This window comes from Streptomyces sp. HUAS ZL42 (genome assembly GCF_040782645.1).
GTDB lineage: Bacteria > Actinomycetota > Actinomycetes > Streptomycetales > Streptomycetaceae > Streptomyces.
The window spans coordinates 35,829-61,076 of sequence record NZ_CP160403.1 but is presented as its reverse complement, the minus strand read 5'-3'; the positions used below and the strand labels follow the sequence as shown (position 1 = coordinate 61,076).

General features: G+C 67.7%; 26 protein-coding genes and 5 pseudogenes. 11 read left to right on the top strand and 20 right to left on the bottom strand.

Annotated features, from left to right (window positions below; translation table 11 throughout):
• Position 1 precedes the first annotated feature (1 nt).
• A complete protein-coding gene (locus tag ABZO29_RS00320) occupies positions 2 to 592 on the bottom strand; it encodes a TetR/AcrR family transcriptional regulator (RefSeq protein ID WP_367318121.1) in 591 nt (196 codons plus the stop codon).
• Between the two features lie 277 nt (positions 593 to 869).
• Here ABZO29_RS00320 and ABZO29_RS00315 point away from each other — a divergent pair, with 277 nt between their 5' ends.
• On the top strand, positions 870 to 1,172 hold the full coding sequence (locus tag ABZO29_RS00315; protein WP_367318120.1) for a hypothetical protein: 303 nt from the start codon (positions 870 to 872) through the stop codon (positions 1,170 to 1,172).
• Positions 1,173 to 1,609: 437 nt separating this feature from the next.
• Complete coding sequence (locus tag ABZO29_RS00310) at positions 1,610 to 1,777, top strand: hypothetical protein (protein WP_367318119.1); 168 nt, start codon at positions 1,610 to 1,612, stop codon at positions 1,775 to 1,777.
• A gap of 110 nt (positions 1,778 to 1,887) precedes the next feature.
• Here the strand turns inward: ABZO29_RS00310 and ABZO29_RS00305 are convergent, their stop codons facing one another.
• From ABZO29_RS00305 to ABZO29_RS00285, 5 genes and pseudogenes are all read right to left on the bottom strand, one after another.
• On the bottom strand, positions 1,888 to 2,502 hold the full coding sequence (locus ABZO29_RS00305) for a TetR/AcrR family transcriptional regulator (protein ID WP_107461484.1): 615 nt from the start codon (positions 2,500 to 2,502) through the stop codon (positions 1,888 to 1,890).
• A gap of 67 nt (positions 2,503 to 2,569) precedes the next feature.
• Complete coding sequence (locus ABZO29_RS00300) at positions 2,570 to 3,451, bottom strand: SDR family NAD(P)-dependent oxidoreductase (RefSeq protein ID WP_367318118.1); 882 nt, start codon at positions 3,449 to 3,451, stop codon at positions 2,570 to 2,572.
• Positions 3,452 to 3,457: 6 nt separating this feature from the next.
• Positions 3,458 to 4,342 carry a short-chain dehydrogenase/reductase gene (locus ABZO29_RS00295; RefSeq protein WP_367318117.1) on the bottom strand — a complete coding sequence of 295 codons (885 nt, stop codon included), beginning with the start codon at positions 4,340 to 4,342 and terminating at the stop codon, positions 3,458 to 3,460.
• Positions 4,343 to 4,354: 12 nt separating this feature from the next.
• Positions 4,355 to 5,281, bottom strand: coding sequence for an alpha/beta hydrolase (locus tag ABZO29_RS00290; RefSeq protein ID WP_367318116.1), 927 nt, complete (start codon positions 5,279 to 5,281; stop codon positions 4,355 to 4,357).
• Between the two features lie 287 nt (positions 5,282 to 5,568).
• Positions 5,569 to 5,904, bottom strand: a pseudogene (locus tag ABZO29_RS00285) (hypothetical protein); the annotation flags it as partial.
• A 38-nt stretch (positions 5,905 to 5,942) separates the two neighbouring features.
• On the opposite strand from ABZO29_RS00285, the pseudogene ABZO29_RS00280 reads away from it, so the two are divergent.
• Positions 5,943 to 6,740 (top strand): annotated as a pseudogene (locus ABZO29_RS00280) (IS1380 family transposase); the annotation flags it as partial.
• Positions 6,741 to 6,960: 220 nt separating this feature from the next.
• Positions 6,961 to 7,101, top strand: a complete 141-nt coding sequence (locus ABZO29_RS00275) for a hypothetical protein (RefSeq protein WP_367318115.1) — start codon at positions 6,961 to 6,963, stop codon at positions 7,099 to 7,101.
• A gap of 294 nt (positions 7,102 to 7,395) precedes the next feature.
• On the opposite strand, the gene ABZO29_RS00270 is transcribed toward ABZO29_RS00275, so the two are convergent.
• From ABZO29_RS00270 to ABZO29_RS00260, 3 genes are all read right to left on the bottom strand, one after another.
• Positions 7,396 to 7,629, bottom strand: coding sequence for a hypothetical protein (locus ABZO29_RS00270; protein ID WP_367318114.1), 234 nt, complete (start codon positions 7,627 to 7,629; stop codon positions 7,396 to 7,398).
• A gap of 169 nt (positions 7,630 to 7,798) precedes the next feature.
• Positions 7,799 to 8,116, bottom strand: coding sequence for a hypothetical protein (locus ABZO29_RS00265; RefSeq protein WP_367318113.1), 318 nt, complete (start codon positions 8,114 to 8,116; stop codon positions 7,799 to 7,801).
• Positions 8,117 to 8,256: 140 nt separating this feature from the next.
• Positions 8,257 to 9,042 (bottom strand): LAETG motif-containing sortase-dependent surface protein, encoded by a 786-nt coding sequence (locus tag ABZO29_RS00260; protein WP_367318112.1) that lies wholly within the window; start codon positions 9,040 to 9,042, stop codon positions 8,257 to 8,259.
• A 438-nt stretch (positions 9,043 to 9,480) separates the two neighbouring features.
• Here ABZO29_RS00260 and ABZO29_RS00255 point away from each other — a divergent pair.
• Positions 9,481 to 10,331, top strand: a pseudogene (locus ABZO29_RS00255) (IS5 family transposase); the annotation flags it as partial.
• A gap of 710 nt (positions 10,332 to 11,041) precedes the next feature.
• Here the strand turns inward: ABZO29_RS00255 and ABZO29_RS00250 are convergent.
• From ABZO29_RS00250 to ABZO29_RS00240, 3 genes are all read right to left on the bottom strand, one after another.
• On the bottom strand, positions 11,042 to 11,326 hold the full coding sequence (locus tag ABZO29_RS00250; protein ID WP_367318111.1) for an ANTAR domain-containing protein: 285 nt from the start codon (positions 11,324 to 11,326) through the stop codon (positions 11,042 to 11,044).
• 294 nt (positions 11,327 to 11,620) lie between these two features.
• Positions 11,621 to 12,601 (bottom strand): ATP-dependent DNA ligase, encoded by a 981-nt coding sequence (locus ABZO29_RS00245; protein WP_367318110.1) that lies wholly within the window; start codon positions 12,599 to 12,601, stop codon positions 11,621 to 11,623.
• Between the two features lie 23 nt (positions 12,602 to 12,624).
• A complete protein-coding gene (locus ABZO29_RS00240) occupies positions 12,625 to 13,728 on the bottom strand; it encodes a Ku protein (protein WP_367326010.1) in 1,104 nt (367 codons plus the stop codon).
• A gap of 208 nt (positions 13,729 to 13,936) precedes the next feature.
• Between ABZO29_RS00240 and ABZO29_RS00235 the strand changes: the two genes are divergently transcribed.
• Together ABZO29_RS00235 and ABZO29_RS00230 are read left to right on the top strand one after the other, a co-directional pair.
• Positions 13,937 to 14,359, top strand: a complete 423-nt coding sequence (locus ABZO29_RS00235) for a hypothetical protein (RefSeq protein ID WP_367318109.1) — start codon at positions 13,937 to 13,939, stop codon at positions 14,357 to 14,359.
• 269 nt (positions 14,360 to 14,628) lie between these two features.
• Positions 14,629 to 14,952 carry a hypothetical protein gene (locus ABZO29_RS00230; RefSeq protein ID WP_367318108.1) on the top strand — a complete coding sequence of 108 codons (324 nt, stop codon included), beginning with the start codon at positions 14,629 to 14,631 and terminating at the stop codon, positions 14,950 to 14,952.
• Positions 14,953 to 15,026: 74 nt separating this feature from the next.
• On the opposite strand, the gene ABZO29_RS00225 is transcribed toward ABZO29_RS00230, so the two are convergent.
• Positions 15,027 to 15,782: a class I SAM-dependent methyltransferase gene (locus tag ABZO29_RS00225; RefSeq protein WP_367326009.1), complete on the bottom strand. Its 756-nt coding sequence runs from the start codon at positions 15,780 to 15,782 to the stop codon at positions 15,027 to 15,029.
• A gap of 256 nt (positions 15,783 to 16,038) precedes the next feature.
• Between ABZO29_RS00225 and ABZO29_RS00220 the strand changes: the two are divergent.
• Positions 16,039 to 16,490: pseudogene (locus tag ABZO29_RS00220) on the top strand (IS5/IS1182 family transposase); the annotation flags it as partial.
• A gap of 73 nt (positions 16,491 to 16,563) precedes the next feature.
• Here ABZO29_RS00220 and ABZO29_RS00215 read toward each other — a convergent pair.
• From ABZO29_RS00215 to ABZO29_RS00185, 7 genes and pseudogenes are all read right to left on the bottom strand, one after another.
• The gene (locus tag ABZO29_RS00215) at positions 16,564 to 16,917 is read right to left on the bottom strand and encodes an ATP-binding protein (protein ID WP_367318107.1); all 354 of its coding nucleotides are present in this window, start codon (positions 16,915 to 16,917) and stop codon (positions 16,564 to 16,566) included.
• 406 nt (positions 16,918 to 17,323) lie between these two features.
• Positions 17,324 to 18,196 carry a hypothetical protein gene (locus ABZO29_RS00210; protein WP_367318106.1) on the bottom strand — a complete coding sequence of 291 codons (873 nt, stop codon included), beginning with the start codon at positions 18,194 to 18,196 and terminating at the stop codon, positions 17,324 to 17,326.
• Positions 18,197 to 18,387: 191 nt separating this feature from the next.
• Positions 18,388 to 19,340, bottom strand: a pseudogene (locus tag ABZO29_RS00205) (ROK family protein).
• Entirely contained in the window at positions 19,340 to 20,119 is a 780-nt protein-coding gene (gene nagB / locus ABZO29_RS00200) for a glucosamine-6-phosphate deaminase (protein ID WP_367318105.1), read from the bottom strand. Before nagB ends, ABZO29_RS00205 begins: the two are co-directional and overlap by 1 nt.
• A gap of 38 nt (positions 20,120 to 20,157) precedes the next feature.
• The gene (locus ABZO29_RS00195) at positions 20,158 to 21,804 is read right to left on the bottom strand and encodes a putative PEP-binding protein (protein WP_367318104.1); all 1,647 of its coding nucleotides are present in this window, start codon (positions 21,802 to 21,804) and stop codon (positions 20,158 to 20,160) included.
• Positions 21,801 to 22,067, bottom strand: a complete 267-nt coding sequence (locus tag ABZO29_RS00190; RefSeq protein ID WP_367318103.1) for an HPr family phosphocarrier protein — start codon at positions 22,065 to 22,067, stop codon at positions 21,801 to 21,803. Before ABZO29_RS00190 ends, ABZO29_RS00195 begins: the two co-directional genes overlap by 4 nt.
• Positions 22,068 to 22,103: 36 nt before the next feature.
• Positions 22,104 to 23,318 carry a PTS transporter subunit EIIC gene (locus ABZO29_RS00185; protein ID WP_367318102.1) on the bottom strand — a complete coding sequence of 405 codons (1,215 nt, stop codon included), beginning with the start codon at positions 23,316 to 23,318 and terminating at the stop codon, positions 22,104 to 22,106.
• 301 nt (positions 23,319 to 23,619) lie between these two features.
• Between ABZO29_RS00185 and ABZO29_RS00180 the strand changes: the two genes are divergently transcribed.
• From ABZO29_RS00180 to ABZO29_RS00170, 3 genes are all read left to right on the top strand, one after another.
• Positions 23,620 to 24,348: a GntR family transcriptional regulator gene (locus tag ABZO29_RS00180; protein WP_367318101.1), complete on the top strand. Its 729-nt coding sequence runs from the start codon at positions 23,620 to 23,622 to the stop codon at positions 24,346 to 24,348.
• A 174-nt stretch (positions 24,349 to 24,522) separates the two neighbouring features.
• The gene (locus ABZO29_RS00175; protein WP_367318100.1) at positions 24,523 to 24,753 is read left to right on the top strand and encodes a glucose PTS transporter subunit EIIB; all 231 of its coding nucleotides are present in this window, start codon (positions 24,523 to 24,525) and stop codon (positions 24,751 to 24,753) included.
• On the top strand, positions 24,750 to 25,217 hold the full coding sequence (locus ABZO29_RS00170) for a PTS glucose transporter subunit IIA (protein WP_367318099.1): 468 nt from the start codon (positions 24,750 to 24,752) through the stop codon (positions 25,215 to 25,217). The genes ABZO29_RS00175 and ABZO29_RS00170 overlap by 4 nt, the downstream gene beginning before the upstream one ends.
• Positions 25,218 to 25,248 lie beyond the last annotated feature (31 nt).

Below are 25,248 nucleotides of genomic sequence, written 5' to 3'. Positions count from 1 at the left end.
GTCAGCTGTGCTGATCGGTGCCGATCAGGGCGAGAGCGTTCTGGACGCCCTGTTCGAGCAGCTGGTCGGAAAGCTCTGGGTCGGTGAGGGCTCGCGAGAGCTGGAGGGTTCCGGCCAGCTGGCCGAGGAGGCTGAGCGCCTTCACGCGCGCCGAGGCCGGGTTGGCGGGGGTGAAGCGGGCGGCGATCTCGTCGATCAGGACCAGCACGTTGGTGGTGTACGCCTGCTTGACGGCCTCCGGCGAGCGGCCGATCTCGTCGAGCAGGGCGGCGGAGGGGCAGAGATCGTCGGGGTTGTCGCGGTGCTCGGGGGACAGGTACTGGCGCACCATCTGCTCCAGCCCAGTGAAGCCCGGCGCCGCCTGCGCGCAGAGATCCGCGTACTGGGTGTGCAGCTGATCGGCGACCGCGTGGGCGACCAGGTCGTTCTTGGAGGTGAAGTGCGCGTAGAAGGCGCCGTTGGTGAGACCCGCGTCGGACATGAGCGTGGCGACGCCCGAACCGTCGATGCCGTCGCGCTTGAACCGGCGACCGGCCGTCTCGATGATCCGCCGCCTGGTCTCCTGCTTGTGCTCTTTCGCGTAGCGCGCCATGCGTTCCTCGCTCGCCAGGAGGATCGCTCGCCCCGCTGATCCCCAACCCCGTTACCTTACGAACGTATTCTAATGCACCCCGGGGGGTGATATGGGGCGGTGCCTCGCCCGCCCCCGGTCGGTCGAGGCCCTTCCGTCTCTGTGCCCGCCCTGGCCGACCCGGCGTGTCCCTCGGTCCGCTTGTCCTCGGCAAAACCACTCACGCCGGTGATCTGCCAACGGACCAGGGGCTGTTGATGAAACACATGTGGTAGCTCACATATGCGGTGAGCTCGTTGTGCCGCACGAGGGACGGCTGCACTTCGCCGAGCTGCAGCGCCGCGCCCGGCGCAGGGGCCGCAGCGCCGCCGAGGCCGCAGCCGAACATCCCGCATACGTGATCGTTTTCGATGTCCTGGAAAGCGGAGGCACCGAGCTGGTCACCCTGCCCTACCGCGAGCGCCGCGCGATCCTGGAAGACCTCTTCGCCCGCGAGGTCCTCGCCGCCCCGTTCACCCTGTGCCCCGCCACAGAGGACCGGACGACCGCGCAGGACGGGCTGGACCCGGCCTGGGAACCCTCGGGATCGAGGGCATCGTGATCAAGGGCAGCGAGCAGCCGTACCTGCCCGGCAAGAGAGCCTGGATCAAGGTCCGAAATGGGAGGAATTGCATCGGCTGCAACACGCTACGGCCTGGCTTGTGCGTAAATCATGCTGGTCAACACTCCGGCGGTGCGGCAGTTGCGGGATCACTCGTAGCGGTGACCTTCCAATAAGGGTCAGATGCATCGATGTTGTGTTAGATACAACAGAAGGGTGATCACTGAGGCTCCCGGTGCAGCACCGCTCGCGCTGGCATCCAACGTCGTCCACCTCGATCCGGAACCGGCGATGTTCTCGGCGATGCGCGAGGGGTGGGCGAGGCAGCAGGCTGCTCGGGTCCTGCAGAAGGAGACGATCGGATCGCGGCTGCGTCTGGTGGAGCGGATGGGCACGCTGTGGCCGACTCGCTCAGTTCGGAGGGCAACGAACGACGCATGTCGTCGCCGGACTTGATCGCCAAGACCATCGTCAAGTCCGTCCGGGCACGCCGGCACAAGACGCGTTACGCCGTCGGCTTCGGCGCCAAGCCCATGATCTTCCTGCACGACACGCTGCCCAACCGCACCCTCGACGCGTTCATGCGCCGCGCCACCGGCGCATGAACGCGAACAACTGACGTGTGCCACATCCGTTCGGCCGGCACCCACGCGCGGACCGCACCCGGCACTTGATCCCTTTCCCCTTCGTGTTGCGGCACAGCCCCGCGCGGAGTTCAGCGGGCGAGTAGCCCGCGGAGAACCACCCTTTCCACAGCTGCGACGAGTTCCGTCAAATGGGAGGCGTCAGCGCGGAGTCGGTCCGCGCGCCAGGAGAGGCCGAGAACGCCGTTCATGGCGGCCCACAACGCGGTGGCGGTGGTGACGGGATCGAGGTCGGCGGCGAGCGAGCCGTCGGCCACCCCGTCGGCCAGCGCGGCGGCGAGTTTGGCGTTCTGCTCGTCGACGAGCGCGGCGACCCGTTCCAGGGCTGCGGGTTCGTCCGGTGGCTCGGCCAGCAGGCGGAACTGGTGTGGACGCTCGGCGGCGAAGCGGACGTACGCGGCCGAGGCGGCCCTGATGCGTTCCACTGGGGTGCCCGGGGCAGCGTAGGCGTCGTCCATGTAGGTCCGGTTGTCCTCGAGTGCCCGCTCGGCAACCGCGATGAGAACCGCCGCGCGGCCGCCCACGCGGTTGTACACCGTCTGCACGGCGACATCCGCGCGTTCGGCGATGCCTTCCAAGGTGACCGCGTCGGGGCCTCCGGAGGCCAGCAGTTCCTCGGCGGCGTCGACGATGGCCGCACGGGTTGCGGCGGCCCGACGTGTCGTGCGTGTGACCTTGATTGTCATGGTCTCCGCTACTTTACGAGGTGCTCGAACGGCCGGACCCCCTGGGCCGCTTCTTTCAGCCTGGAATTCAGCGGGAACCGGCCTGGTGGCGCTCATGCACCGCCGGGTCGTGCCAGCCCGACGCCGAGGCGAGGCCGAGGGCGCGCTGGACCGTCTGAGGGCGGAAACCGACACGTTCGAGTATCGGCCGGAACAGACCGGGAGCGTTTGCGGTCAGGGTGAGGGACCTGGGAACGACGACGCGGTCCGCACGGCGCTCGATGCCGCGGACGATACCGGCGATGACCTTCTCCAGCGGCACCATCTTCCACAACCCCTTGGAGTTGCCGCCCCAGAGGGCGTGCCCGGCCGGGTCCGCGGTCACGTCGTCCATCATCGGAGTGCGGAAGAAGGTGGGGTGGGCGCTGCCGACACCGACACCCAGGTGGCGAACCTCCAGGCGAAGGCTGTCGCACATCGCCCACACGCCGGCCTTGCTCGCGGTGTAGGAGATCTGGAGCGGCGAGTGCACGAAGGCGGCCATGGAGGAGATCGCGAGGAGATAGCCGCGTTGGGCCTCGACGTGGGGCAGAGCCGCGCGGAAGGTGCGCCAGACGCCGTTGAGGTTGATGTCGATCACGCGCTCGTAGGCGGCAGGGTCAATGGTCGCCAGGGGGGCCATGGTGTCGATGCCCGCGCCGGCGACGGCGACATCAAGGCGCCCGAAGTGCGCGGCGGCCTCGTGTATGGCCGTCTGCAGTCCGGCGAGGTCGCGGACGTCCACGCCCCAGCCCCGGGCGACTGTGTCGCCACCCAGTTTCTCCGCCTGGGCCTGGGCCGCCTCGGCGTCGAGGTCGAGCAGTGCGAGGTTGGCACCCCGGTCGCGCAGGACGTTGGCCAGGGCGATGCCGAGGCCGCCGGTGGAGCCGGTGAGGGCGACGGTGCGCCCGGTCAGGTCGTAACGGGTCATGACGGCCTACCTCGGTGTGTGGGTCTGCGGGGACTTGCCTGTGGGGCCGGCGGATTCCTCGAGTCGGCGCAGGAGTCGGCGCAGTTCGGGGTGGCGTTCGGCGATGAGATCGGTGACGGGGTTAAGGACGCCGCGCAGGGCCGAAAACGGTACCCACCTGCGGGGGACCATGACACGGGCCGAGCGGTTCTCGATGCCGCGGACGACGGCGTCCGCGACGCGCGTGGGGGCGATGGCCTTGCCGAGCAGGGACGGGAAGGCGATCTCGCGCATGCGGGTGGTGATGTCGTTGCTTCCGAAGGCTGCTCCAGCGATGGGCGTGTGGACCCAGCCGGGGTAGAGCACCCCGGCGCTGGCGCCGTGGATGCCGAGTTCGGCGCGCAGGGCGCGGCCGAACTGCTCGACGCCGGCCTTCGACATGGCGTAGGGGGCGTTGGTCATGCCGTTGAAGTAGGCGTACACCGAAGCGGTGACCAGGACGTGCCCGCGCGCCGCGATAACGTGCGGAAGTGCGGAGCGAACGGTGCGCCAGACGCCCAGCAGGTCCACTTCGACGACGCGCTCGAACATGGCCGGGTCGATGGCAGCGATCGTCGCCGGCGGATCGGCCGCGATCCCCGCGTTGGCGAAGACGACATCCAGGCCGCCGAACCGGTCGACGGTACGTTCCACCGCGTCGGCCAGTGCGGCGCTGTCGGTGACATCCACCGACAGCGCCAGTGTCCTGTCGCCGCCGAGGTCGCGGGCGAGGGCCGATGTGGCGTCAATGCCCCGGTCGGCGAGGACCACGTTGGCTCTGCGCGAGTGCAGCGTGCGGGCGGTGGCCGCGCCGATGCCTCCGGCTGCGCCGGTGATGAAGACGGTCTTCCCCGCAATCGGGTAGGTGAGCATCTCGTACCTCTTTCAGGGTGTCGTGGGTCCCGGGGCTTCACCGGGTGCGGAGCCGATGGGGACGTGCCGCGCCAGGAAGGCGAGCTGGTCGTGGAGGACGCGTTCGAAGGGCTCGCCGAGGTAGATGTCGAAGTGGCCGTCGGGGTAGAGGCGGATCTCGCCGCGCGAGGCCCTGCGGGCATGGCGCAGGGTGGGCCGCGCGGGGGCCACGCTGTCGTGCTCGCATACGCAGAACAGCACCGGGCATGCGATCTTCGCGGTCCGGCGGCCCGGCCGGTAGCGGAGGATGTCCAGGGCGAACCGTGCCGCAACCTGGTTAGAGAAGGGCGCGTCGTTGGGCACGAGGGCCAGGTAGCCGGGCTCGGCGTCCGCAGCGGTCATCAGCGCGGCGGATCCGGGCGGCCCCGCCGTCGCGACCATGACGGGAGGGCGCCCAAGGCGGGCGCCGACCACGTCACGGACCGCGCGGGCCATCACCTTCACCGAGGTGTCCGGGCGCATCGCCAGGGCAGAGGCGACACCGTCGGTGAACAGGCCCTGGGCGATGACGGCGGCGACATCCGGGTCCTGCGCGGCTGTCGCCAGGACATGGCCGCCGCCGAAAGAGGTGCCCCACAGGACCACGCGCCGGGGATCGGTCTCCGGCCGGGAGCGCGCGTACGCCACGGCGGCCCGCCAGTCCTGGAGCTGTCGTCTGATGCTCAGGAGCTGTCGCGGCTGACCGCCGCTGGCCCCGAAGTGCCGGTAGTCGAACACCAGGCACGCGTAGCCGGCGGCGGTGAAACGCTCGGCGTAGGCGTCCAGCCGCATCTCGCGGACCCCACCGAGGCCGTGTGCCATGACCACCACGGGACGCCGACTCCCGCCCTCGGGCAGGTATAGCCAGGCGTGACACTCGTCCGGCCCTGAAGGAAACGTCACATTCGATCGGTCGGTCATCGGACCTCCGTAACACGGCTCGCATCGTTGGGCTCGCGGAGACTTGGAACTGCTTCCAACGTTGGAAGTTAATCCAACTTTGCGAGGCTGTAAAGCAAGTCGGCGGCAACGAACCCGTCACGTCTCCGCTGGGTCCTGAGCCACGCCCGACTTCAGCGCCGCACCAGGCGAAGAACGGCCGACGGTCCGAGTGCGCCGGGTGCGTCCGACAGGCGCGATGGATCTCAGCTACTCCGTGGCATCGTGATGGTGTGCTTCGCGGCGTCGTTCTTCTGCGCCTTCCGGTGTCACCTGGATCGACCCCGGGTCCGAGCCCAGCGAGGACCGTGCGGCGGTGCAGGCGGAAGGATGGCGGCCGGAGGCCCGGTTGGCCGGGCGGCGGGTGGCCGTCTGCCCGGCCCCGGAGGAACCAGTGCCGTCGGACGGCCGCCCCAGTCGTTGTCCACCGGCAGGATCGCGATGTTGCTGGCCGCGTCCGATGCCAGGAAGACGATTGCGGCGGCCTGCTCCTCGGGTTCGGAGAGCTGGCCCACGTTGCTGGAGTAGGGGGCGAGCGCGGCCGGTCCGTGCGCGCCGTCCTCCACGTCCACCTGGATCCCGGTCTTGGTGCCGCCCGGTGCTATCCGTCGCCACAGGAGCGGAGGGCGTCAGTGTTACGCACCCCGGCAACGCGGGCTCCAACACCGCCGCCGACCACATCGAGGCCGCAAAACTGGCCCTGGCCCAGCTGCCGAAACGGCTCCGGCGGGGGCGTCAGACGCTGATCCGTACCGACTCCGGCGGCGGCACCCACGAGTTCATCGCCTGGCTCGCGAAGCGCGGACGGTGGCTGTCGTACTCGGTCGGGATGACCATCACCGACGCCGTCCACCAGGCCGTCCTGAAGGTCCCGGCCTCGGTCTGGACGTCGGCCGTGGAACCCGACGGTGAGATCCGCGACGGCGCCTGGGTCGCCGAACTCGCCGGCGACTGCCTGACGGGCTGGCCGAAGGGGCTGCGGCTGATCGTGCGCAAGGAACGGCCGCACCCCGGTGCCCAGTTGCGTTTCACTGACGCCGACGGCATGCGGTTGACCTGCTTCGCCACCAACACCGTCGGCGAGGCGATCGCCGCCCTCGAACTGCGCCACCGCCAGCGGGCCCGGGCCGAGGACCGCATACGCGCCGCCCGCGCCACCGGCCTGCGCAACCTCCCCCTCCACGACACCGCGCAGAACCAGATCTGGCTGGAGATCGTGCAGATCGCCCTCGACCTGCTCGCCTGGATGCCCCTGCTCGCCCTGACCGGTGCCGCCCGGCTCTGGGAGCCCCGCCGCCTGCGGCTTCGGCTGTTCTCCACCGCCGCCCAGCTCGTCACCACCGGCCGCCGCCGCATCCTCCGCCTCGCCGGGCACTGGCCCTGGACTGACGTGATCACCCATGCCCTGGACCGGCTCCACGCCCTCCCGAACCCCGGCTGACGAGCACCTTCTCATCCCTGCGAGTAGCACCACCCCGACCGGAGCCGTGGAACCCGGCGCACACCCGACGCGTTAGCCGGGCACTCCACCTGCCCAGACTCCGAAATTCCCCACCAACAGCCGCCACAAAGGGTCAATCCTGGCCAGCCCGCCTTTGGTAGTCACGGAGCCGACGGGAAGCGCGGTGGCGGGTTCGACGGTGCCCCGGCGGGAGACGGGCATGGCGACGACAAGCCTCGCGCCGGACTACCAGCAGATCTTTTCGGTGCTGGAATCTGAAGCGGGCCGGGAGGGCATGCGCTGCCGGCAACTGGCCGTCGCGCTGGGACTGGAGGCCGTCCCGGCGATTCCTGATATGTAGCGGGTTCTTGTCAAGGGGCATGGGTGTGCGGCCCCTCCCCGCTGAGAGGGGTGTGGGGCTGGCGGGGGCGGACCGGGGTGTGCGTGTCGAGGCGTCGACGCGCGGTCAGCCTGATATGCGCGGGTTGAGTACCGCATGACCGGTTGTGCGTCGGGAACGGACCGCTCATCTAATGCCGGGCGTGGCCCGCAAAGAGCGGGCTGCTCATAGGAATTCCGCGGATCGTCCCTCGCGCTGCACGGTTCCCGGGCTGATTGCCCCCGCCAGCGGTCTTCGTGGAGGAGTTGATGGGTGTCAGTCCTCCATGACTGCCAGGCTCCAGCACCAGCCGGACAGTTCCCCGGCGACGGCCACGACGCTGATGGTGGAGCGTTTACGGCGAGCGTCCAGGTTCACCCAGCGCTGGTGCAGGCGCCGGTTGCCCCGTTCGGCGCGTTGCCGGACTGGGGCGGCGACGTGGTCGAGGCGGGCCTGGAGACCGGCGCCGGGGCGGCGATAGGGACGGCGGTGGTGCCAGGCGGCCTCCACCAGGAGCCGTCGGGCATGGGTGTTGCCGGTCTTGGTGATGCCTCCCTGGCGGCGCTGGCTGCCGGAAGAGTCCTCGCTGGGACAAGCCCCAGGTAGGAGCCGATCGCCGAGCCGGTGAAGCGGTGCCAGTCACCGATCTCGACGGCGAGGCCGAACGCGGTGAAGGTGCTCACCCCGCGCATGCAGGCCAGCCGGCGGACCACCGGGGCCCAGCCAGGGTGGGCGGCGAGTTCGGTGATGACCGCATCCAGGCGGCCCGGTGTGCTTCGAGGCCCAGTACCGTCTCCAGGGCCTCGTCGTAGGCGACCCGCAGGCCGAACTCGTCGAAGCGGTGGCCGGTCAGCCACTGGTGATGCGCGGCGGTCCAGGCCCTGCCGTCGGTGTAGATGATGCCGCGGCGCAGCAGCAGTTTGGCCACGCGGTGGCGGGCGCGCATCAGGTCGGCGTGGACGTCGTCGCGGGCCCGGGTGCCCGTGCGAAAGCACACCGCGAACAGCTCGATGCGATCGTCGCTTCATTCTGTTGCGGCAGCTCCGCCGCCCAGCCTTCTGCGAGTCGGCTGGAGGTGTGGGTTTCGACGGAGCTGTCGCATGTCCTACGGTGTGATGCCCTTCCTTGCGGTCGTCCTCACGAGCGGCGGGCGCGACGGGCCACGTGGATCGCGCCGAAGCCGAGGGCGATCACCACGGCGGCGCCGCCGGCTATCAGGCTGACCGGTGCGCTGGAGCCGGTCTCGGCCAGCGGCGGGGTGCTGTCGCTGGGTGAGGGAGTCGGTGTAGTGGGCGGAGTCGACTCCAGCGGGGGGACGTCCGGGGTGGTCGGCGGGGTGGTGGAGGTGGAGGGCGTGGGGGTGGTGGGCGGCGTCGTCTCCTGAGCGGGCGGCTGGCTGGCCGGCGGCGTGCTCGGGGTGGCCGGCGTCGACTCCGAGGGCTTGGGGGTGGGGGAGTCGGGCTCGTCGGGGGTGCAGGGCTTGTCGCCGCCGTTCCAGGCGGCGATGAGGTGGTACGGGGTGACGATGTTGCCGGGCTGGTACGGGGCGGGGCCGTGACCGTCTTCCGACTTGCCGTCGTAGATGATGTCGTCGCCGTACAGGTCGACCTGCCCGTAGCAGTCGGGCGCCTTCACCGACAGCTTCTGCCAGGTCCGGTTGCCGTCGTCGGCGAGGTCGGCGGCGGTGAGGTAGACCGTGGCGTGGTCGACGAGCGTCTGGTGGCCGGAGGTGTACCAGTTGGAGCCTTCGGTGGTGTACTCGGCCAGCGAGACCGGGTACTTGCAGCCGTCGCCGACCGTCTGTCCCGGGGCCAGGCGGACCTCGACGGTGCCGGGGGCGCTGTCCCACTGGTGGAAGCCGCCCTGCGAGGTCCAGTCGGCGCCGACCGGCTTTCCGTCGGCGTCGACGATGCGGTACTGCACGGTGGCGGACTGGCACCCGCCTGCTGTCGTGGCGCTCGCAGAAGTGGCCCCGAGCAGGGGTGCGGCACAGGCGAGGAAAGCGGTTGCGGCGAGGGCGGCCGACGTTCTGGAGCGTGGGGAGCGCGTCAAGATGTGCCTCTGGGGAATTGAGAGTGTGGGAGGTGGCTGAGTGCGAGCGGCCGACACACGAACAGGCCAAGAAGTCTGTGGTGGTGCCACTCGCATCACTTGGCTCACTTCAGATGCAGCGAGCAACTCGAATTCTTGTCATCTTTCACAACTCCAGTCAATCTTTTGCGAGTTCACCACAGTCTCAAGTCGGTGACGGTCGGTCTTAGTGGACGTTAAGTCCGATCTTCCCCGGTTCGTGATCGTTCGATCGTGGTACTGATCGCCAGGTCGACCCTTACTGGGCATGTCCATGCTGTGATGCGGGACATGGAGCGAGAGCCATACCCCAGCGACTTATCGGACGAGCAGTGGATGTTGATCGAGCCGATGATCACGGCCTGGAAGCAGGACCGGGTGGCCCGGTCGGCAACCGGCGACCCCGGGGCCTGTGATCTGCGGGAGGTCGTGAACGCGATCTTCTACCAGAACCGGACGGGCTGTCAGTGGCGCTACCTGCCCCACGATCTACCGGCCTGGTCGGCGGTGTTCTACTACTTCACGCTCTGGCGCCAGGACGGCCTTGAGCAGCGAATCCAGGAACTCCTGCGCAGTCAGGTTCGGGAGAAGGCCCGCCGATTAGAGGACCCGTCCCTCGTGATCCTCGACACCCAGTCCGTGCGCGCGGCCGCGGGTGTCCTGAAGACCACGACGGGGCTGGACGCCAACAAGAAGGTGTCGGGCCGCAAGCGGGGACTGGCCGTGGACGTGCTGGGGTTGGTCATCGGCGTCGTGGTGCTGGCCGCCTCGGCCCACGACAACACCGCCGGCACCGCCCTGCTCGACCAGGTCGCCGAGCGGTGCGGGATGCGGCTGGAGAAGGCCCTGGTGGATCCGGCTTCAAGGACGAAGTCCTGATCCATGGCGCGTTGTTGGACATCGACGTCGAGGTCGTCCGCCGCAACCCCGATGACCAGGGCAAAGGCTTCGTCCCCCAACCGAAAAGGTGGATTGTGGAGCAGGTCAACGGCACGTTGATGTTGCACCGGCGTCTGGCCCGTGAGTACGACCACCGATCCGACACCTCTGCCTCACGCGTCTACTGGGCCTCCATCGCGAACATGACCCGCCGCCTCACCACCCCGAGTCCGGACTGGCGCGACACCCTCGAGCTCCTGGCAGACCTCCAGAGGCAGCACGAGAAGGCCACAGCCCGGGCCGGTGAACTACGCGACCAGATCGAGCACTTGACCGCCGCCTTGGCCGAGATCGAAGCACGACTCACGGACCTGGCGACTACCCGGAAAGTCATCGACGAACTCGCACCGACCCAAGAAGACTCCGAAGCACCCGAGACGAACAGCGTCTACCAGGCCATCGTGCACGCCTTCCACCAGCACCCCGACCAGGAGTTCCGAGCCCGTGAGCTGCACGAACTCCTCGGAATGCCCACCGACGAGGCATCGGTCAACGTTACCCGCGCTCGCCTCGGACGCCTCCTCCGTCAAGGCTTCCTCACCCAGCCCGGACGAGGCCGTTACCAGAAACGGACTTAACGTCCACTGAGTTCTTGGTGTCGGCAGGAAGTCAGTTCTGTCCACGTAGTCAGTGGTCGAACTGCACCTGCCGCGCGCACCGGTTTGACCACGAGGAAAGGCCAGTGGCGCCGTCCCGGGTGGCGGTCCCCTGCTCGGTGAGCCGGAGGCGAACGGGAAGCGTGACGTCCTGGTGCATCATCCGCCGTAGCCTCTCGAGTCGAATGTGGACCAGGTGCTGAGGCCGACATCCGATTCGGGTCGTCACGTCGGAGTCCGGCCCGAGCAGAAGGGAGAGAAGGGCCGCGTCGACCTCCCCAGGTGTCACGGCCCTTCCTCGGCAGGCACGGTTGCGGCTACCCCGAGGATCCGTGCTCATGTCCGGCCTGCCATGTCTGTACGGCCGCAGCCAGATGATCCTGGAGCTCGGTCGGCATCGGCTTGCCGGTTGCGGCCGCCGTGACCGCGTCGGCTACCTCCCGCAGCTTGACGTTGGCATGCTGGGAAACAGTCACCAGGATTTCCCAGGCGTCCTCCGGCTGACAGGCGAAGCTCGCGATCAGGACCCCGCGGGCCATGTCGATGACCGGCCGGCTCTCCATCGCGTGCGCGAGCTGCTCCTTTTCCTGCAGCAGCTCCACAGCGTCCTCCGGCGCCAGGCCGTCCTCTCCCGCACGCACCGCTGCCTGGCCGCTCTCGCACGCATCGAACCTGTCTGCGGGTTCGGCGTGGCCATGCCGAACCTGACGCCGAGGAGGTCGCATGCCGAACACCTGCCCCATCCACCCACCAGCACACCTAGCATGGGGCAAAGTCCCCCGGCCGGCAGCGCCCGCGGGGATGGTCCCGAAGCAGCCGGTGCTACGGCGATCGGCGAGGCCTGCTCCCCGCGCCTGCGGGGGTGGTCCATGGAAGGGTCGTCGAACTCGCGTCGCTCACGCTGATGGCGGCGACGGTAGGCGAGGGGTGTCAGCGGGGGAGAGGTCGGGCCGGGCGCGGTGCAGGCGCGCCGGGTGGCGCCACCGGCCGGAGGCGTCGCGGGCGACGTCGACACCGACTTCCACCACCAGCTCAGGTTCCACCAGTGTGACGTTCAACGTTTCCCTGCTGCCCCATCCGGCAGAGAATGACCAGCCCGTCCATTGGTGGCCGGGCCGGGCCGGAGCGAGGAGTTCGGCGACGGTGATGCTGGTCGCCTGGGTGAGGGTGGTGGTGCTGCCGGTGTATTGAAGGTGCCCGTCGTCGTCGTACGTGCCGAGCAGCAGACTGCGGGGAGTGGCCAGAGTGCCGGTGACCGCACCGGTGATCGCTTCGGTTGTCTCGCGCACCTTGTATTTCAGCCAGCCCCTCACCGACGGCTGGTATGGGCTGTCCAGCGGCTTGAAGATCAGTCCTTCCAGGCCGACTGTCGTCCAGGTCAGCCACTCGGTGATCGTGTCCGGGTCGGTGGTTGACGGGCACAGCGCCCACGGTGCCGTCAGCCGGCGCTTGGTGAACAGCTCCTCCAGTGCGGCTCGCCGTCGCCGATACGGCCAGGCAGAGGTGTCCGTGCCGGTCAGCCTGAGCAGGTCGAAGGCGACGAAGTGGACCGGCCACTCTGCGGCAAGCCTGGCCGCCTCAGCGCCACGCCGCTGCAGCCGGTTCTGCAACCGCTCGAAGGCAAGCCGACCTTCCTCCCACACGACCAGCTCGCCATCCAGCGCGGTTGCGTCCGGCAGCTGTGTGGCCGCCGCCCCAACCTCCGGGAACGCCGGCGCCAGCTCGGTGCCGCGCCTCGAGCGCAACACCACCCGTCCCGCGTCGACGGAGAACAGGGCCCGAAACCCGTCCCATTTGGGCTCCGCGGCGTGCCCCGGCGGAAGGTCCGGGCTGTCGACGGCGGCCGTGAGCATCGGCTCCGGCAGGGTCCACGGCATGAGCACAGACTCGGGGTGCGGCCTCAGGCGGCGCTCTTCCTGCTGCGGCGCCCGGCGCGGGCGAGTGCGTCGATGAGCTCCTCCCGGCTCATCTTGGACCGGCCGGCGATGTCGTGTTCGGTCGCCCGCTGGTACAGCTCCGCTTTGCTGAGCTGCCGCAGCTCGGCCTTGCCCGTGCCGCGCTGGCTGCGGGCTGCGGCCAAGGCGCGGCCCGTCTTCGGCGGCGCCTTCCGAGGGGCGGTCTTCTTCGCCGCCTTCGCGGCAGGCTTGCGGGCCGCCTTGCCCGCCGGGGCCGGCTTCTTCTGCCACGGCTCACCGGCCGCCTCACGGCCACCGCGGGCCTGGTCGATGCTGCCCTGCAGGACCTTCATCAGGTCGATGACGTTGGTGGCCGTCGGCGGCTCTTCTGCCGCCGCGATCTCCTCGCCTTCGGCCTTCGCCTTCACCAGCTCCAGCACCTTCTCCTGGTAGGTGTCGTGGTAGCGGGCCGGGTCCCACGGCCCGCTGAGGGCGTCGACCAGCTGGATCGCCATGTCCAGCTCCTTGCCCTTGCCGGCGCGGCCCGAGGGCAGTTCCGGCAGCTCCTGGCCGGGGTCGCGGACCTCATCGGCCCAGTGGAGGGTCTGCGGCACCAGGACCTCATCCTCGGCGCGCAGCGCGGTGAGGTACTGCTTGCCGCGCATCACGAAGGTGGCGATGCCGACCTTGTTGGCTTTCGCCAGCGCCGCCCGCAGCAGCTCGTAGACCTTGGTGTACTCCTTGCCGCGCGGGGCGACGTAGTAGGTGCGGTCGAAGTAGACCGGCTCGATCTGCTCCAGGTCGACGAAGTCGCTGATCTCGATGGTCTTCGAGCGGCCCGGCGCGATCTCGTCCAGCTCATCGGGCTCGACGACCACGTACTCGTCCGCGCCGACCTCGAATCCCTTGACGATGTCGTCGGCGGCGACTTCCTTGCCGGTGCGTTCGTTGACCCTGCGGTTACGGATCCGGTCGGCGGTGCCGCGCTGCAGCTGGTGGAAGTGGACGGTGTGGTCCTCGGTCGCGGTGAACAGGCCGACCGGTGCGCTGACCAGCCCGAACGTGATCACACCGGTCCAGTTGCGCGTGCCATGACCACCCACTCCCATCCCTGCCAGGCGGTGCACCAGTGGGGTGTAACCGCGTTCCGTCCTCACGGCCGATGTCCTACTGGTGTCCCTTTCATGAGACACCGCAGGTCAGCGGCCCGCACCTCGTGCATCAGTCCTGGAGGCTCTGAGTGGGTGCGGGGGACAGGGGGGTCCTTTCCGCGGCCACGACAGTGACAAGTCGCAGCTGCAGCATGACCCTCACGATATGGACCAAGGTGATGCAGCCGTCTGGGCTGGTGCTATTGGAGTGGCAGGCTCGCTGCTTGGCGGGATTGCCGGCTACGTGACTGCTCGCATTTCAAGCAAAGATCAGCGCACGATCACGCATGGCCACTGGCTTCACGAGCAGCGGCAAGCGTCGTACCAGGCGATGTACCTGGCCGGTGAGCAAGTCAAAAAGCTGATCTTGGACATTGAGCGAGAGCGCGGCCGTACGCCGTGCGATGAGGCCAGCGTTCGCAGTCTTCGCGAAGCCCTTGGCGATGCCACCATCACCTGTGCCAACGCTGTTGTTGCGATGAGCTTCGTAGGGCCGATGAACGTCGTGCAGGTTGCCCGGGGGGCTGCCGCCAACCTGGACAAGGTCGAGCAGGCCCGGCACGACTACGACACCGAGCCGCCTCAATAGCGCGTCGGCAAGAGGGCTCGATCCGTGTCGGATCGCACTGACAGCCGAGCACCGTCACCGCCCTGCGCACCGGCCGCTTGAGGATCCCCGTCTGCACGTGCCCGTACCCTGGTGTTCGGGGATGCTGGTTTTGTCGGTGGTTGGTGACGTGAGTTGTTCGTGAAAGCTGACGGCACCAGGTGATGGCCCAGAAAGATGTTCGCGAATTCCGACGTCACCATCGGGGTTGCGGTGTCAAGCTGGACGTGCTCAGTAAAGGAGCACCCCCGATGCCGCCTGGCCAGTCGAAGGTCGAGTTGTACGCCGCGCTGCGGCGCGACTTTCGCGATGGCATGTCGAACCGGGCGTGGCAGTGCACGTACGGCGTCACCTGGAGCACGGTCAACAAGGCCCTGACCTCGGCTTGGCCGCAGCCACGCACGACAACCGCGTCGGCGCGGCCGTCGAAGCTGGATCCGTTCACGCTGCTGATCGACGAGATCCTGCTCATTGATCGGGACGCGAGCAGGAAACAGCGCCACACCGTCACCCCGGATCTAGGGCCGTCTGATCGACGAGCACTCCTCGTCCGAGGCGTTGCGTTGACCACTTGAACCCGCACCGATGACAGGGCGCAAGCGTCCTGCGGGCAACCGCGGCCTCCGGCCAGGGACTGAGAGTCCGGTGTTTATACCTTGCTCGCGACCACCATGTAGTTCTCGGCCTCGAGATCGAACGTGCTCAGTTCCGTTTGGAGTCCGACCCGGTGCAGTGCGACTTCGAGTTCCTCGTACCGGTAGGGCCAGCAGGACAGCAGTTCCGAGCGGACAACAACCAACCCGGTCGCATCGACTTGCGCGATCGCAATCTCGATGTGGTGCTCCTCCTCCCAATGCGGCGCAATCTCCCAGCGGTAGACCACGACGGCATCGCGACCGTTCCGGCGGACGAGTCGGTCACTGATCTCCAGCCGGGAACCTCTGGCCCTCACGCGTTCCCAAGTGCGGGAGGTGAGTACCAAGCGCCCGCCGGGACGCAGAAGCCGTGACATCGACTCCAGAGCAGCACCCCTGCCTGACGCGCCCGCGGCATGGTGAAGCGAGTTGCCAACGCAGAACACCATGTCGAACGTGTTGTCCTGGAAATGGTCGGGCAACTCTTCCCAGTTCGCCCGTACGGCCCGGACGGATGCCCCGAACTCCTCAGACAACTCTGCAGTCCGGCGAACCATCGCCTCGCTGGCGTCAGTTGCGACAACCTGCATGCCACGACCGGCGAGGCCAACCGCCAACTGTCCGGTTCCGCACGAACAGTCGAGGACGTGAGCGTTCGACGGCAGGAGAGTGAGGACGTCGTCGAACGACGCAGCGAACTCGGCTGGAGGCAACTTGGCATCCGAGATGAGCCATTCGTATACCTCGGCAAGCACGTCATAGCCTGTCACAACCACTACCTCCGTCACGCGGCGGACTCACGGTAGGGAGTGTAAATCCAACGGCGGATCCGACGATCACGGGAGAGACGCCAAGTGACTGATATCGCCGTGGAGTTGGAGACAGTGGAGCCTGTCGCGAGTGCCCAGCCCGGGCAGCCTGTGCCCGTGTCCGACGAGCAGCTCGTCGCGATGCTGGTGGTGCCCGGTCGGAGGGGCTGCAGCTGACTGGGCATCTGCGCCGTCCTCGGCCCGGTCGGTCATCTCGATCCGGACCGGCCTACGTCCTCGTCTCACGGCGCTGCTGCCCGAGCATGTCGACACGTACCGCTCGGCTGCCACAATCCGCGCATCCCGGACCGGACCGTCTTCGAGCACGTGATTGCCGCGCTGGTACACGGCTCTGGTTGCGAGCGCATCGCTGCTCGCGGCAGCTCCGACCGCACCATCCGACGCCGCGTCAGGCACTGGGCTCAGCTCGGCATAGCAGAGCAGTTCCACGCCCTGGCCCTGGAGGCGTACGACGGCATGATCGGCCTGGAACTCGCCGAACTGTCTGTGGACGGCTGCATCACCAAGGCCCCGTGCGGCGGGGAGGCCGCCGGGCGCTCCCCAGTGGACCGGGGTAAGCGGGGCTTGAAGCGTTCGGTGGCCACTGAGGCCCGTGGTGTCCCCCTCGGCATTGTCTCCGCCGGGGCCAACCGGCATGACTCGCCGCTGTGTGAGCCTTGTGCGTTGCGAGCAAGGTTGCTGTCACCCGACCGGTGGCCTTACTGAAAGACCTCACTGACTGTCAGGGGTTCAGCTCCGCCCAACAGGTGGATCCGCTTACGCGCGAGATTGTGCCGTACCGAACCGCCATGGCGGCAACGATGAGCATGCCTCGGCCATGTTCCTCGTGCTGATCCGCTCTCGGCGGAGAGGTGGGGCGCGGACCGCCGTCGGTGACTTCGATTCGCAGGCGATGTTGCTGGATGCAGCGTACTCGCAGAGATGCCGGCGGCAGGGCGTGGAGTACTGCATTGGTGACGAGTTCGGAGATGATGAGCAGAGCATCGTCCAGTGCCGTCGGCGACACTCTCAGGTCGGTTAGGAATTCCTTCGCGAGGCGCCGAATCCGGCTGACCTCTTTGGTGTCGGCGCTCACCAGGGCGAGGTATCGGTCGTTCGCGTCGACTGCCGCGGCCCCCTGCCTTCCACAGGAGAGCTGGTCGGTTGTGGTGGTCCAGTGTCCGGGTGGTGCTTGAGTGATCATCGCAACCTCGGGTTTCCGCGGATGCGACGAGTGGGCGCCGCGGCCGCCGAGCTGAGCAACTGGTAATTACCAGATATGACCAGTTTGCTTTTGAAGGGTGAGGTTGTCAATTGCGATATCACAAAATATGCAGCCATTTTTTGCGATATCAGTGGTTTCAATGCATGATCTACGCGGATACCATCGCCTGATCCCCACCGCGCGTGCCGAAGCTGATTGATTCTGCGTCCTGCGAGGGCCACAGCGTCATCGCCGTCATGCCTGACAGCAACGCACAGCGTTTGGCGACTACGTAGGGTCACCGTGGCGCCCGCTGATTCCTGGCTCGAAGTGCCCGAGAGTGCCACTCCCGAACCTCGCTCAGTGGGTCGCCGTCCAGTTCCCAGGGCCAGGAGGTGGCGACGGCCGCGGTTGCCTCAAAGGCCAGCCATGCTTCTTGCATGCGTGTGGCTTTCGTCAGTACGTAGGCCAGAAGGTTCAGGTCGGCGAGTGCTGCTGCGTGCGTGAGGAAGCCAGGTTGGGTCCAGGTTGCGAGCGCCTCGTCGACGAGGGCGCGTTCGTGGGGCTCGTACCAGTGCCGGCGTGCGGTCAGCGCCGTGAATCCTCCTTCTGCCAGAGCCCTTCGGTACCGGTTGAGGCTGGCAGCGAGGCGCAGGGCTGCTACGGGAGACCCCAGGGGCTCGAAGGCCACGACCGAGTCGATGAACTGGACGGTCAGGGCGTTGGATCCGCATTCCTCCGGGGAGATGTAGTGCAGCATCTGCCAGTGAGCCTCACGATTCCACGGATCACGCGCCTTCACGGCCGCCCATACGGGGTGGACTTGAGCCCAGGGTGCCCGCTGCAGTCGGTAGTAGCTCAGCAGCCCGACCCATGGGGCCGGGTCCGCCGGGGCCAACCGAGCAGCCTCTCCGCACAGGTAGACCGTCGTGCTCAGATCGCTGCCACTGCCGCCTGCCCGGGCCTGGGCGATGTCGGCAAAGGCATGAAGAAGCATCGCGTCGGCGCTGGCGGGACTCAAGGTGCGCCAGTGCCCTGCCAGGACGTGCGCGTCGGGAAGGGCGCTGAACACAAGCAGGCGGTGGATCCGCCGGTCCCAGTCCTCTCCCGGGTCGCGCAGTGCCTGCTCTATCGGATAGGTGAGGGCACCACGGTCGTTGCACTCGGCCAAGTTGTTGCCCTGGGCCGCGATCTGCGCTTGCAGATGTGTCAGGGCGCGGGCAAGGGGCCCGTCGTCGAGCTCGGGTTGCAGCCGCCGGGGAGGTCGCTGACTTCGTTTTCGAGGCCACACGGTGACCTGCTCCTTTCATCTGCCGTCCACGTACCGGTGGCGTGACGCTGTGGATGCCGGGCAGAGGATGATTACCTCGGCGTGTGCTGTCCCGCCGTGGCTTCAGTGCGTCCATTGCACGAGGGCGGGAGCCCTGAGGTGTCTGTCGCCGGCAAGGCCGCTCCAAGGAGTCCCGCATCCGCGCCCAGCGGCGAGATGCCGAGGGACGGGGCAGTGCGCCAGGCCAGTCCCCGCTGCAGGGTGCGGCGGACGGGGTCAGTGAGTGTCTCTCCGGCCGCGGTCATGCAGCCGGCGAGGACGATGCGCTGGGGGTCCAGTAGGACGGTCGTGGTGACGAGGGCTCTGCCGAGAGCGTCGGTTCCCTCGGTCCACAGCCGCGCGGCATCGGGGTCCGTGGCCAGCCGTGCGGTGATGTTGGCTGCGCTGGCGGCGATGCCTCCGCTGCGGCGGTAGCGGCGGACCAGGGCACTGGCTGACTGTAGGCTTCCAGACACCCGTGCTGGCCGCAGGCGCAGAGCTCACCATCGGCATGGACGGGGATATGGCCGAACTCGCCGGCAAAGCTCTGGGCGCCCCGCACGAGCCGGTCATTGCTGACGATCCCCGCAGGCACGCCGGTGCCGAGCACGACGACGAGCAAGTCATGTACTCCAGCGCCGAGGCCGAGCCGCTGCTCGGCCAGGCCGGCTGCGCGGACATCGTGCTCGAGCGTGACGGGAAGGCGGAGCCGGTGTGCCACGGCCGCGGCGAGAGGCGTCTCACGCAATCCGAGATTGGAGGCGTACCGGACGACACCCGCGTCGGCGTCAATCAGCCCCGGGGCGCACAGGCCGACGGCTGCGGTACCGGGACGGACGAGACCATCGGCGGCCCGCACGACGGCGGCAACAACCGCTTCAGGCCCTTCCGAGGAGGGGGTGGCCAGTCGCAGGGTCTCCTCGGCCACCCCTTGCGCGTTGAACCGCGCGGCCTTGATGGTGGTGCCGCCGAGGTCGACGGCGACAACATCGGCGGGGCGGCTCATCAGTACCCCTGACCGGCGGGCTTGTGGCGGGCGACCTCACGGTAGTAAGGCTGCTGTTCCAGCCGGGCTGCAGCGAGTTCGTCCACCACGACCGTGGCGTGGGGATGCAGTTGGAGAGTGGAGGCGGGGCACATCGCGCTGACGGGGCCTTCGACGGCGGCGGCCACCGCGCGGGCCTTGTGCGGGCCGGTGGCGATCAGCACGAGGTGGGCGGCCGCGGCGATCGTGGCCAGTCCTTGGGTGATGACGTGCCGGGGCACCTCGTCGATTCCGCCGAAGAAGCACGCGTTGTCGCGGCGGGTGTCGTCGGTGAGGGTCTTGACCCGGGTGCATGAGGCGAGGGAGGAGCCCGGTTCATTGAATCCGATATGACCGTTGGCGCCGATCCCGAGCAGCTGCACGCCGACCCGTCCTGCGGCCGTGAGGGTGCGCTCGAAACGGCGGGCCTCTTGCTGTGGGTCCGATGTCGTTCCGAGGGGAGCGTGGAGCTGGGCTGGGTCAAGGTCGACGTGGTCGACCAACTCGCGGCGGATCACCTGGGCGTAGGACTGCGGATGTGAGGGTGGGAGCCCAACATATTCGTCGAGGAGGAAGGCGTCGATGCCGACGAAACTGAGGGCCTCCTGCTGGTGGCGGCGGACCAGGTCCCGGTAGACGCTCAGGGGAGAGGAGCCCGTGGCAAGCCCGAGGACCTTCGTACCTGCGGCAATCGCGTGGTGGATGATGCCAGCGACAGTGCGGCCGGCGTCTTCGGCGTCGGGCCGGATCACCACTTCCATGTCATGCCTCCTGCCGTTCAGTCGCTGCGGCGAAGGCATCACTCATCCGCTGTGTGGTGGCGCGTGCGGTACCTGGTTCCCTCATGCACTCTTGCGGCGGCGAGGTCCTCGCAGTGCTGCAGGGTGAGCCGGGCGAGTGGGTCACGAACCGGGGCTACGGCCGGACTTGCCGTGGAAAGGCTGCTCACGCCCGTCCCGGCGAGGACGGGGGCGAGGAGCGGATCGGCTGCCGCTTCACCGCACACACCCACTGGGCGGCCGATTACCGGGGCGGCGCTGCACACCTGGGCGGTGCGGGTGAGACGGGCTGGTCGCCAGGGGGCCAGGAGGTGGGAGAGATTGTGGGTCGTGCGGTCCGCGGCGAGTGTGTACTGGGCCAGGTCGTTGGTGCCGATACTGGCAAAGTCGACGTGCTGCAGCAGTTCGTGCGCGAGGAGGGCTGCTGACGGCACTACGATCATGATGCCGACGGAATGTACTTCGTAGCCGCGGGGCAGTTCGGCGAACTGGGCGGCTTCCTGAGCGGTGGAGACCGTGGGGGCCATGACCCTCATCTGCCCGCCAGAGTTTTGTTGTGCCGCGACGAGTGCCTTGAGCTGGATCATGAAGATGCTGGGCGCGATCGTGGAGGTGCGCAGACCCCGAATCCCCAGGGCCGGGTTGTCCTCGGCAGACATCTGCAGGAAGGGCAAGGGCTTGTCTGGGCCGGCGTCCAGGGTGCGCGTGGTCAAAGCGCGGCCCTTGAATGCTGTGAAGACCTTTGTACAGGCGTCTATTTGTTCGTCGATGGTGGGGGCTTCGTGGCGGTCCAGGTAGAGGAATTCGGTACGGCAGAGGCCGACGCCTTCGTTGTCGTCCTCTGCCGTGCGGGGGGCATCGCCGGGCGTGCCGATGTTCGTGAGTATGGAGATGGAGTGCTGGTCGGCGTTGCGTCCAGGGCCGTGTAGGCGACGCAGCCTGCGGGAACGGTCCTGCTCCAGATCTTGCTGCCGGCGCTCGAACGAGGGGTGTGCTTCGAGGGTGCCAGCCCTGCCGTCGAGGATGACGGGAGTACCGTCCGGCAGAACGGCGGCCTCTGCGCAGCCCACTACAGCAGGCAGTCCCAGGCTGTGCGCGGAAATGGCCGTGTGACTCGTTGGGCTGCTCCTTTCGGTGAGCGGCCCCACTGCTTCGCTGTCGGCCAGAACCGTGGTGTCGACCGGGAAGAGGTCTGCTGCGGCCAGGATGAAGGGGTGTCCGGGGTGGGGGACGCCGGGCATGGGCGCGTCCAGGAGGATCGCGACCGCGCAGTTGCGGAGGGCACGCAAGTCTGTGGCCCGTTCGGCCATGGAGCAGTCGAGGGAGTCGAGTTCGCTGCGATAGCTGTCGACGGCGAGGGGGAGACTGTGGGCGGTCGGCACCCCCTCGCTGATGTGCCGGGCGGAGGCTCGGATGAGGGCGGGGTCGCTGGCCATGGCGGCGCCAGTCTCCAGGATGACGTCGGCCGTTCCACCCGTCGCAATCGTAGAGAGCTGCTCGGCGACCTTGGTCAGGGCCTGTCGTATGGGCTGGACTTCGTGTCCGGGATCGTCGTCCGGCGCTTCGTCGGGGTCCGTGACGAGCGGCGGCATCATACGGATAAGTGGTGCGCACGCGAGCTCTGGGCTGACGCCGTAGCCGGCCATCGTGGTGGAGGGGGCGCTCACGCGTCGAGATCCTTGCTCAGCAGGGTCGCTACCCCTTCCAGCACAGCCTCCTTCTGGTCTCCTTCCGCGGTCAGGGTGACCTGGTTGCCGCAGCTGGCGCCGAGTGTCATGGCGCTCATCACGCTGTCGGCGGGGACCGGGGTCTTGCCGTCGACGGCAAGAGTCATGGGGACCGATGCCTGGGCGCCAGCCTGAACGAGAGCGCCGGAAGGCCGGGCATGCAGGCTGCTGCAGGGGCAAATGGAGACGACGCGCTGCGCCATGAACGGTTCCTTTCGACGGGTTACAGAGCATGGATGTCATGCCGTGGATTCCTGGGCTGACTCCTGGGTGTCCTCCTCGCGGCCGGGGGTGCGCAGGTTCCAGCGGCGGATGACGAACCGGAACAGCACGTAGTAGAGGGCGGCGTAGCCCAGGCCGATGGGGATCAGCAGCAGGGGGTTAGTGGCCTTGCCCCAGTTGAGGACGTAATCGATGAGTCCGGAGGAGAAGGTGAATCCGTGGTGGATGTCGAGGGCGTTGACCAGGGCGAGAGAAGTTCCGGTCAGCACCGCGTGCACGAGGTAGAGGGGCCAGGCGACAAAGAGGAAGGAGAACTCGATCGGCTCGGTGATCCCGGTCAGGAAGCTGGTGAGTGCGGCAGAGAACATGATGCCGCCGACGGCCTTGCGGTGTTCGGGGCGGGCTTCGCGCCAGATGGCCAGGGCCGCGGCCGGGAGGGCGAACATCATGATCGGGAAGAAGCCGGTCATGAAGATACCGGCTTCGGGGTCGCCCGCGAAGAAGCGGTTCAGATCTCCGTGTGCCCCCTTGTAGTCGCCGACGATGAACCACACGACGGAGTTCAGGATGTGATGCAGGCCGAGGGGGATCAGCAGCTTGTTCGCGGTGCCGTAGATTCCGCCGCCGACGATGCTGTTCTCGTCGACGGCCTTGCCGACCGAGGTCAGGCCATCGTTGAACAGGGGGTAGATCAGACTCATCAGAACGCCGACAACGAGAGCGGTGACTGCCGTCAGGATGGGTACCAGTCGGCGTCCGCTGAAGAATCCCAGGTAAGGCGGGAGTGTGGTGCGGTAGAAGCGCTGCCACAGGACTGCCGTGAGCAGGCCCATGACGATGCCGCCCAGGACCCCGAAATTGACCAGGGCTTGCTCCCCTGCCAGGTCCTTCTGGCCTTTGAGGACGACCGGCGACATCGCCTTGAAGACGCCGTCCAGGACGAGATATCCCACCACAGCGGCCAGCGCGGTTGAACCGTCTGCCTTCTTCGCGAAGCCGATGGCGACGCCGACAGCGAAGATCAGGGGCAGGTGGGTGAAGAGCGCTCCGCCGGCGGCGGAGATGACGTGTGCGGTGTTCTGGAGTTCGGGGAAACGGCCCAGGACGTCGTCCTGTCCTAGCCGCAGCAGGAGACCTGCGGCGGGGAGCGTGGCGATCGGCAGCATCAGGCTGCGGCCGAGTTTCTGCAGGCCTGCCAGGCGGCCGGCGGAAGGGGCTGTGCTGGTGCTCATGGCGACCTCAAAGGAGTGCAGGAAGGGCGGAGCGCGGGGGCGGGCGGAATAGCCTCAGGACGGGCCCAGTGGACAAGACCGGTACCACCTGGTTATTACCAGTTGGCTCAGGATGGCCCGGTGTCGCACAGGTGTCAATGCCTCTGCCCGCCGATGCAGAAGAAGGCAAAGCGCCGGCCGGGGCAGGAGCGAGGTCTCCCGTGCTCCAGTCCCGCGTAGGGAATCGGTTAGGTGAGCGCGTGATGCATACTGGTAATAACCAGTAGGGGCGCACTGTCCCTGGGCAGAGAGTGGGTTCGCAGTGGCTGAACAGCGGATTGTCGCCAAGGGCATGGTGCCCAAGCACGCACAGCTCCGCGCGATCCTGGTCGACATGTGCACCAATCGACTGTCGCCCGGCGATGCACTGCCTAGTGAGCGTCAGCTGTGCATCGACCACGGGGTCAGCCGCGTAACGGTGCGCGAAGCGCTCGGCCAGCTGGTGTCCGAAGGTCTGGCCGTCCGCGTCCACGGGCGGGGGACCTTCGTGGCCGAGCGGGCGTACCGTTCCGAACTGCGCCTGGCTTCGTTCCATGAGGATATGCGCCGCCTCGGTCTGGAGCCGGGCACCGTCGTCCTGTCGATCAGCCAGGATATCCCCTCTCCTGCATCGGCCGAGGCGCTGCAGATGAGTGAGGGGCAGCAGGCGTGGCACGTCCGCCGCCTCCGGCTGGCTGACGGGGCACCCATTTCCGTGGACGATGCGTGGTACAGCGCCAGCCTCTTGCCTGAACTGGACAGTGTGGACTTCACTGTCTCGATCTACGACACCCTGGATACGCGCTTCGGGCATCCTGTCAACCGGGCGGAGCAGACGGTCGGAGCCGCGCTTGCCTCTGCGGAGACGGCCGCACTCCTGGGCATTCGTCCAGGTGTCGCCGTGATGACCTTCGACCGGGTCGCCTACAGTGGCGAGCTGCCCGTTGAGCACGCGTACTCATGGTTCCGTGCCGACCGGTATCAGCTGCACATGACGCTCACCGACCGGTGATCTAGTCGTCCCGGGCGGTGTGGCATAGGGGGCCTGGCATTTGTCATGTGCATGGCAATCCTTTCGTTGCGCTAGAGATGGAGAGGAGGTATCTTCTGGTCATGTCTGGTCATTACCAGTAATGGGCGGTGCTGCGACACGCTCCATTTACAGGTGACCCATTTGGAGGGGCTCATGTCCACAGCGCGTTTGATCGTCGAGGGGCTCGGCGGGGCCGACAACATTGCCGACAACGAGGCCTGCATCACCAGGCTTCGCACCGAGGTGAACGACAGGGACGCCGTCGACGTCGCTGCCCTTAAGCGGGCGGGTGCTCTCGGGGTTCTCGTCTCGGCGGGCATCGTGCAGGTCGTCGTCGGCGCCGAGGCGGACTGTCTGGCCGAGGACATCAAGGAGATGCTGTGAGCCTCGCCGTTTATGCCCCGTTGTCCGGTGACCGTGTCGCACTCGGCAAGGTGCCCGATCCGGTCTTCGCAGTTCAGATGGTGGGCTCGGGACCGGCGGTGGAACCTTCTCGTGACACCGGGCCCGTTGATGTCGTGGCACCTGCAGCCGGCGTTGTCGTCAAGCTGCATCCGCACGCGTTCGTGATTCGGACCGGCAGCGGGACCGGCGTTCTCGTGCACATGGGCATCGACACTGTGCGGCGGCTCAACGCAGAACGTTTCCGCACGCTTGTTGCGGAAGGAGAGCAAGTCGAGGTGGGTCGTGCTGTGATCACCCTCGACCCTGCCACGGTCCAAGCACGCGGCCTGTCCGCGATATGCCCCGTCGTTGTGCTCGACAGCCCACCCGGATCAGGACAGCCGCCGGCCGTCACCGGGCCGATCCAGACCGGGGCACTCCTGTTCCGCTGGGCCATGTCATGACGGGCCCAGGCCTCGGCCCCCGAAAGGCGTT

Excerpts from the sequence above, each read along its gene's own strand:
- ABZO29_RS00320 (WP_367318121.1), bottom strand. The coding sequence starts at position 592 with ATGGCGCGCTACGCGAAAGAGCACAAGCAGGAGACCAGGCGGCGGATC.
- ABZO29_RS00310 (WP_367318119.1), top strand. The coding sequence starts at position 1,610 with ATGTCGTCGCCGGACTTGATCGCCAAGACCATCGTCAAGTCCGTCCGG.
- ABZO29_RS00305 (WP_107461484.1), bottom strand. The coding sequence starts at position 2,502 with ATGACAATCAAGGTCACACGCACGACACGTCGGGCCGCCGCAACCCGT.
- ABZO29_RS00300 (WP_367318118.1), bottom strand. The coding sequence starts at position 3,451 with ATGACCCGTTACGACCTGACCGGGCGCACCGTCGCCCTCACCGGCTCC.
- ABZO29_RS00295 (WP_367318117.1), bottom strand. The coding sequence starts at position 4,342 with ATGCTCACCTACCCGATTGCGGGGAAGACCGTCTTCATCACCGGCGCA.
- ABZO29_RS00290 (WP_367318116.1), bottom strand. The coding sequence starts at position 5,281 with ATGACCGACCGATCGAATGTGACGTTTCCTTCAGGGCCGGACGAGTGT.
- ABZO29_RS00275 (WP_367318115.1), top strand. The coding sequence starts at position 6,961 with ATGGCGACGACAAGCCTCGCGCCGGACTACCAGCAGATCTTTTCGGTG.
- ABZO29_RS00245 (WP_367318110.1), bottom strand. The coding sequence starts at position 12,601 with ATGCCGTGGACCCTGCCGGAGCCGATGCTCACGGCCGCCGTCGACAGC.
- ABZO29_RS00240 (WP_367326010.1), bottom strand. The coding sequence starts at position 13,728 with ATGGGAGTGGGTGGTCATGGCACGCGCAACTGGACCGGTGTGATCACG.
- ABZO29_RS00235 (WP_367318109.1), top strand. The coding sequence starts at position 13,937 with ATGGACCAAGGTGATGCAGCCGTCTGGGCTGGTGCTATTGGAGTGGCA.
- ABZO29_RS00230 (WP_367318108.1), top strand. The coding sequence starts at position 14,629 with ATGCCGCCTGGCCAGTCGAAGGTCGAGTTGTACGCCGCGCTGCGGCGC.
- nagB (WP_367318105.1), bottom strand. The coding sequence starts at position 20,119 with ATGGAAGTGGTGATCCGGCCCGACGCCGAAGACGCCGGCCGCACTGTC.
- ABZO29_RS00190 (WP_367318103.1), bottom strand. The coding sequence starts at position 22,067 with ATGGCGCAGCGCGTCGTCTCCATTTGCCCCTGCAGCAGCCTGCATGCC.
- ABZO29_RS00185 (WP_367318102.1), bottom strand. The coding sequence starts at position 23,318 with ATGAGCACCAGCACAGCCCCTTCCGCCGGCCGCCTGGCAGGCCTGCAG.
- ABZO29_RS00175 (WP_367318100.1), top strand. The coding sequence starts at position 24,523 with ATGTCCACAGCGCGTTTGATCGTCGAGGGGCTCGGCGGGGCCGACAAC.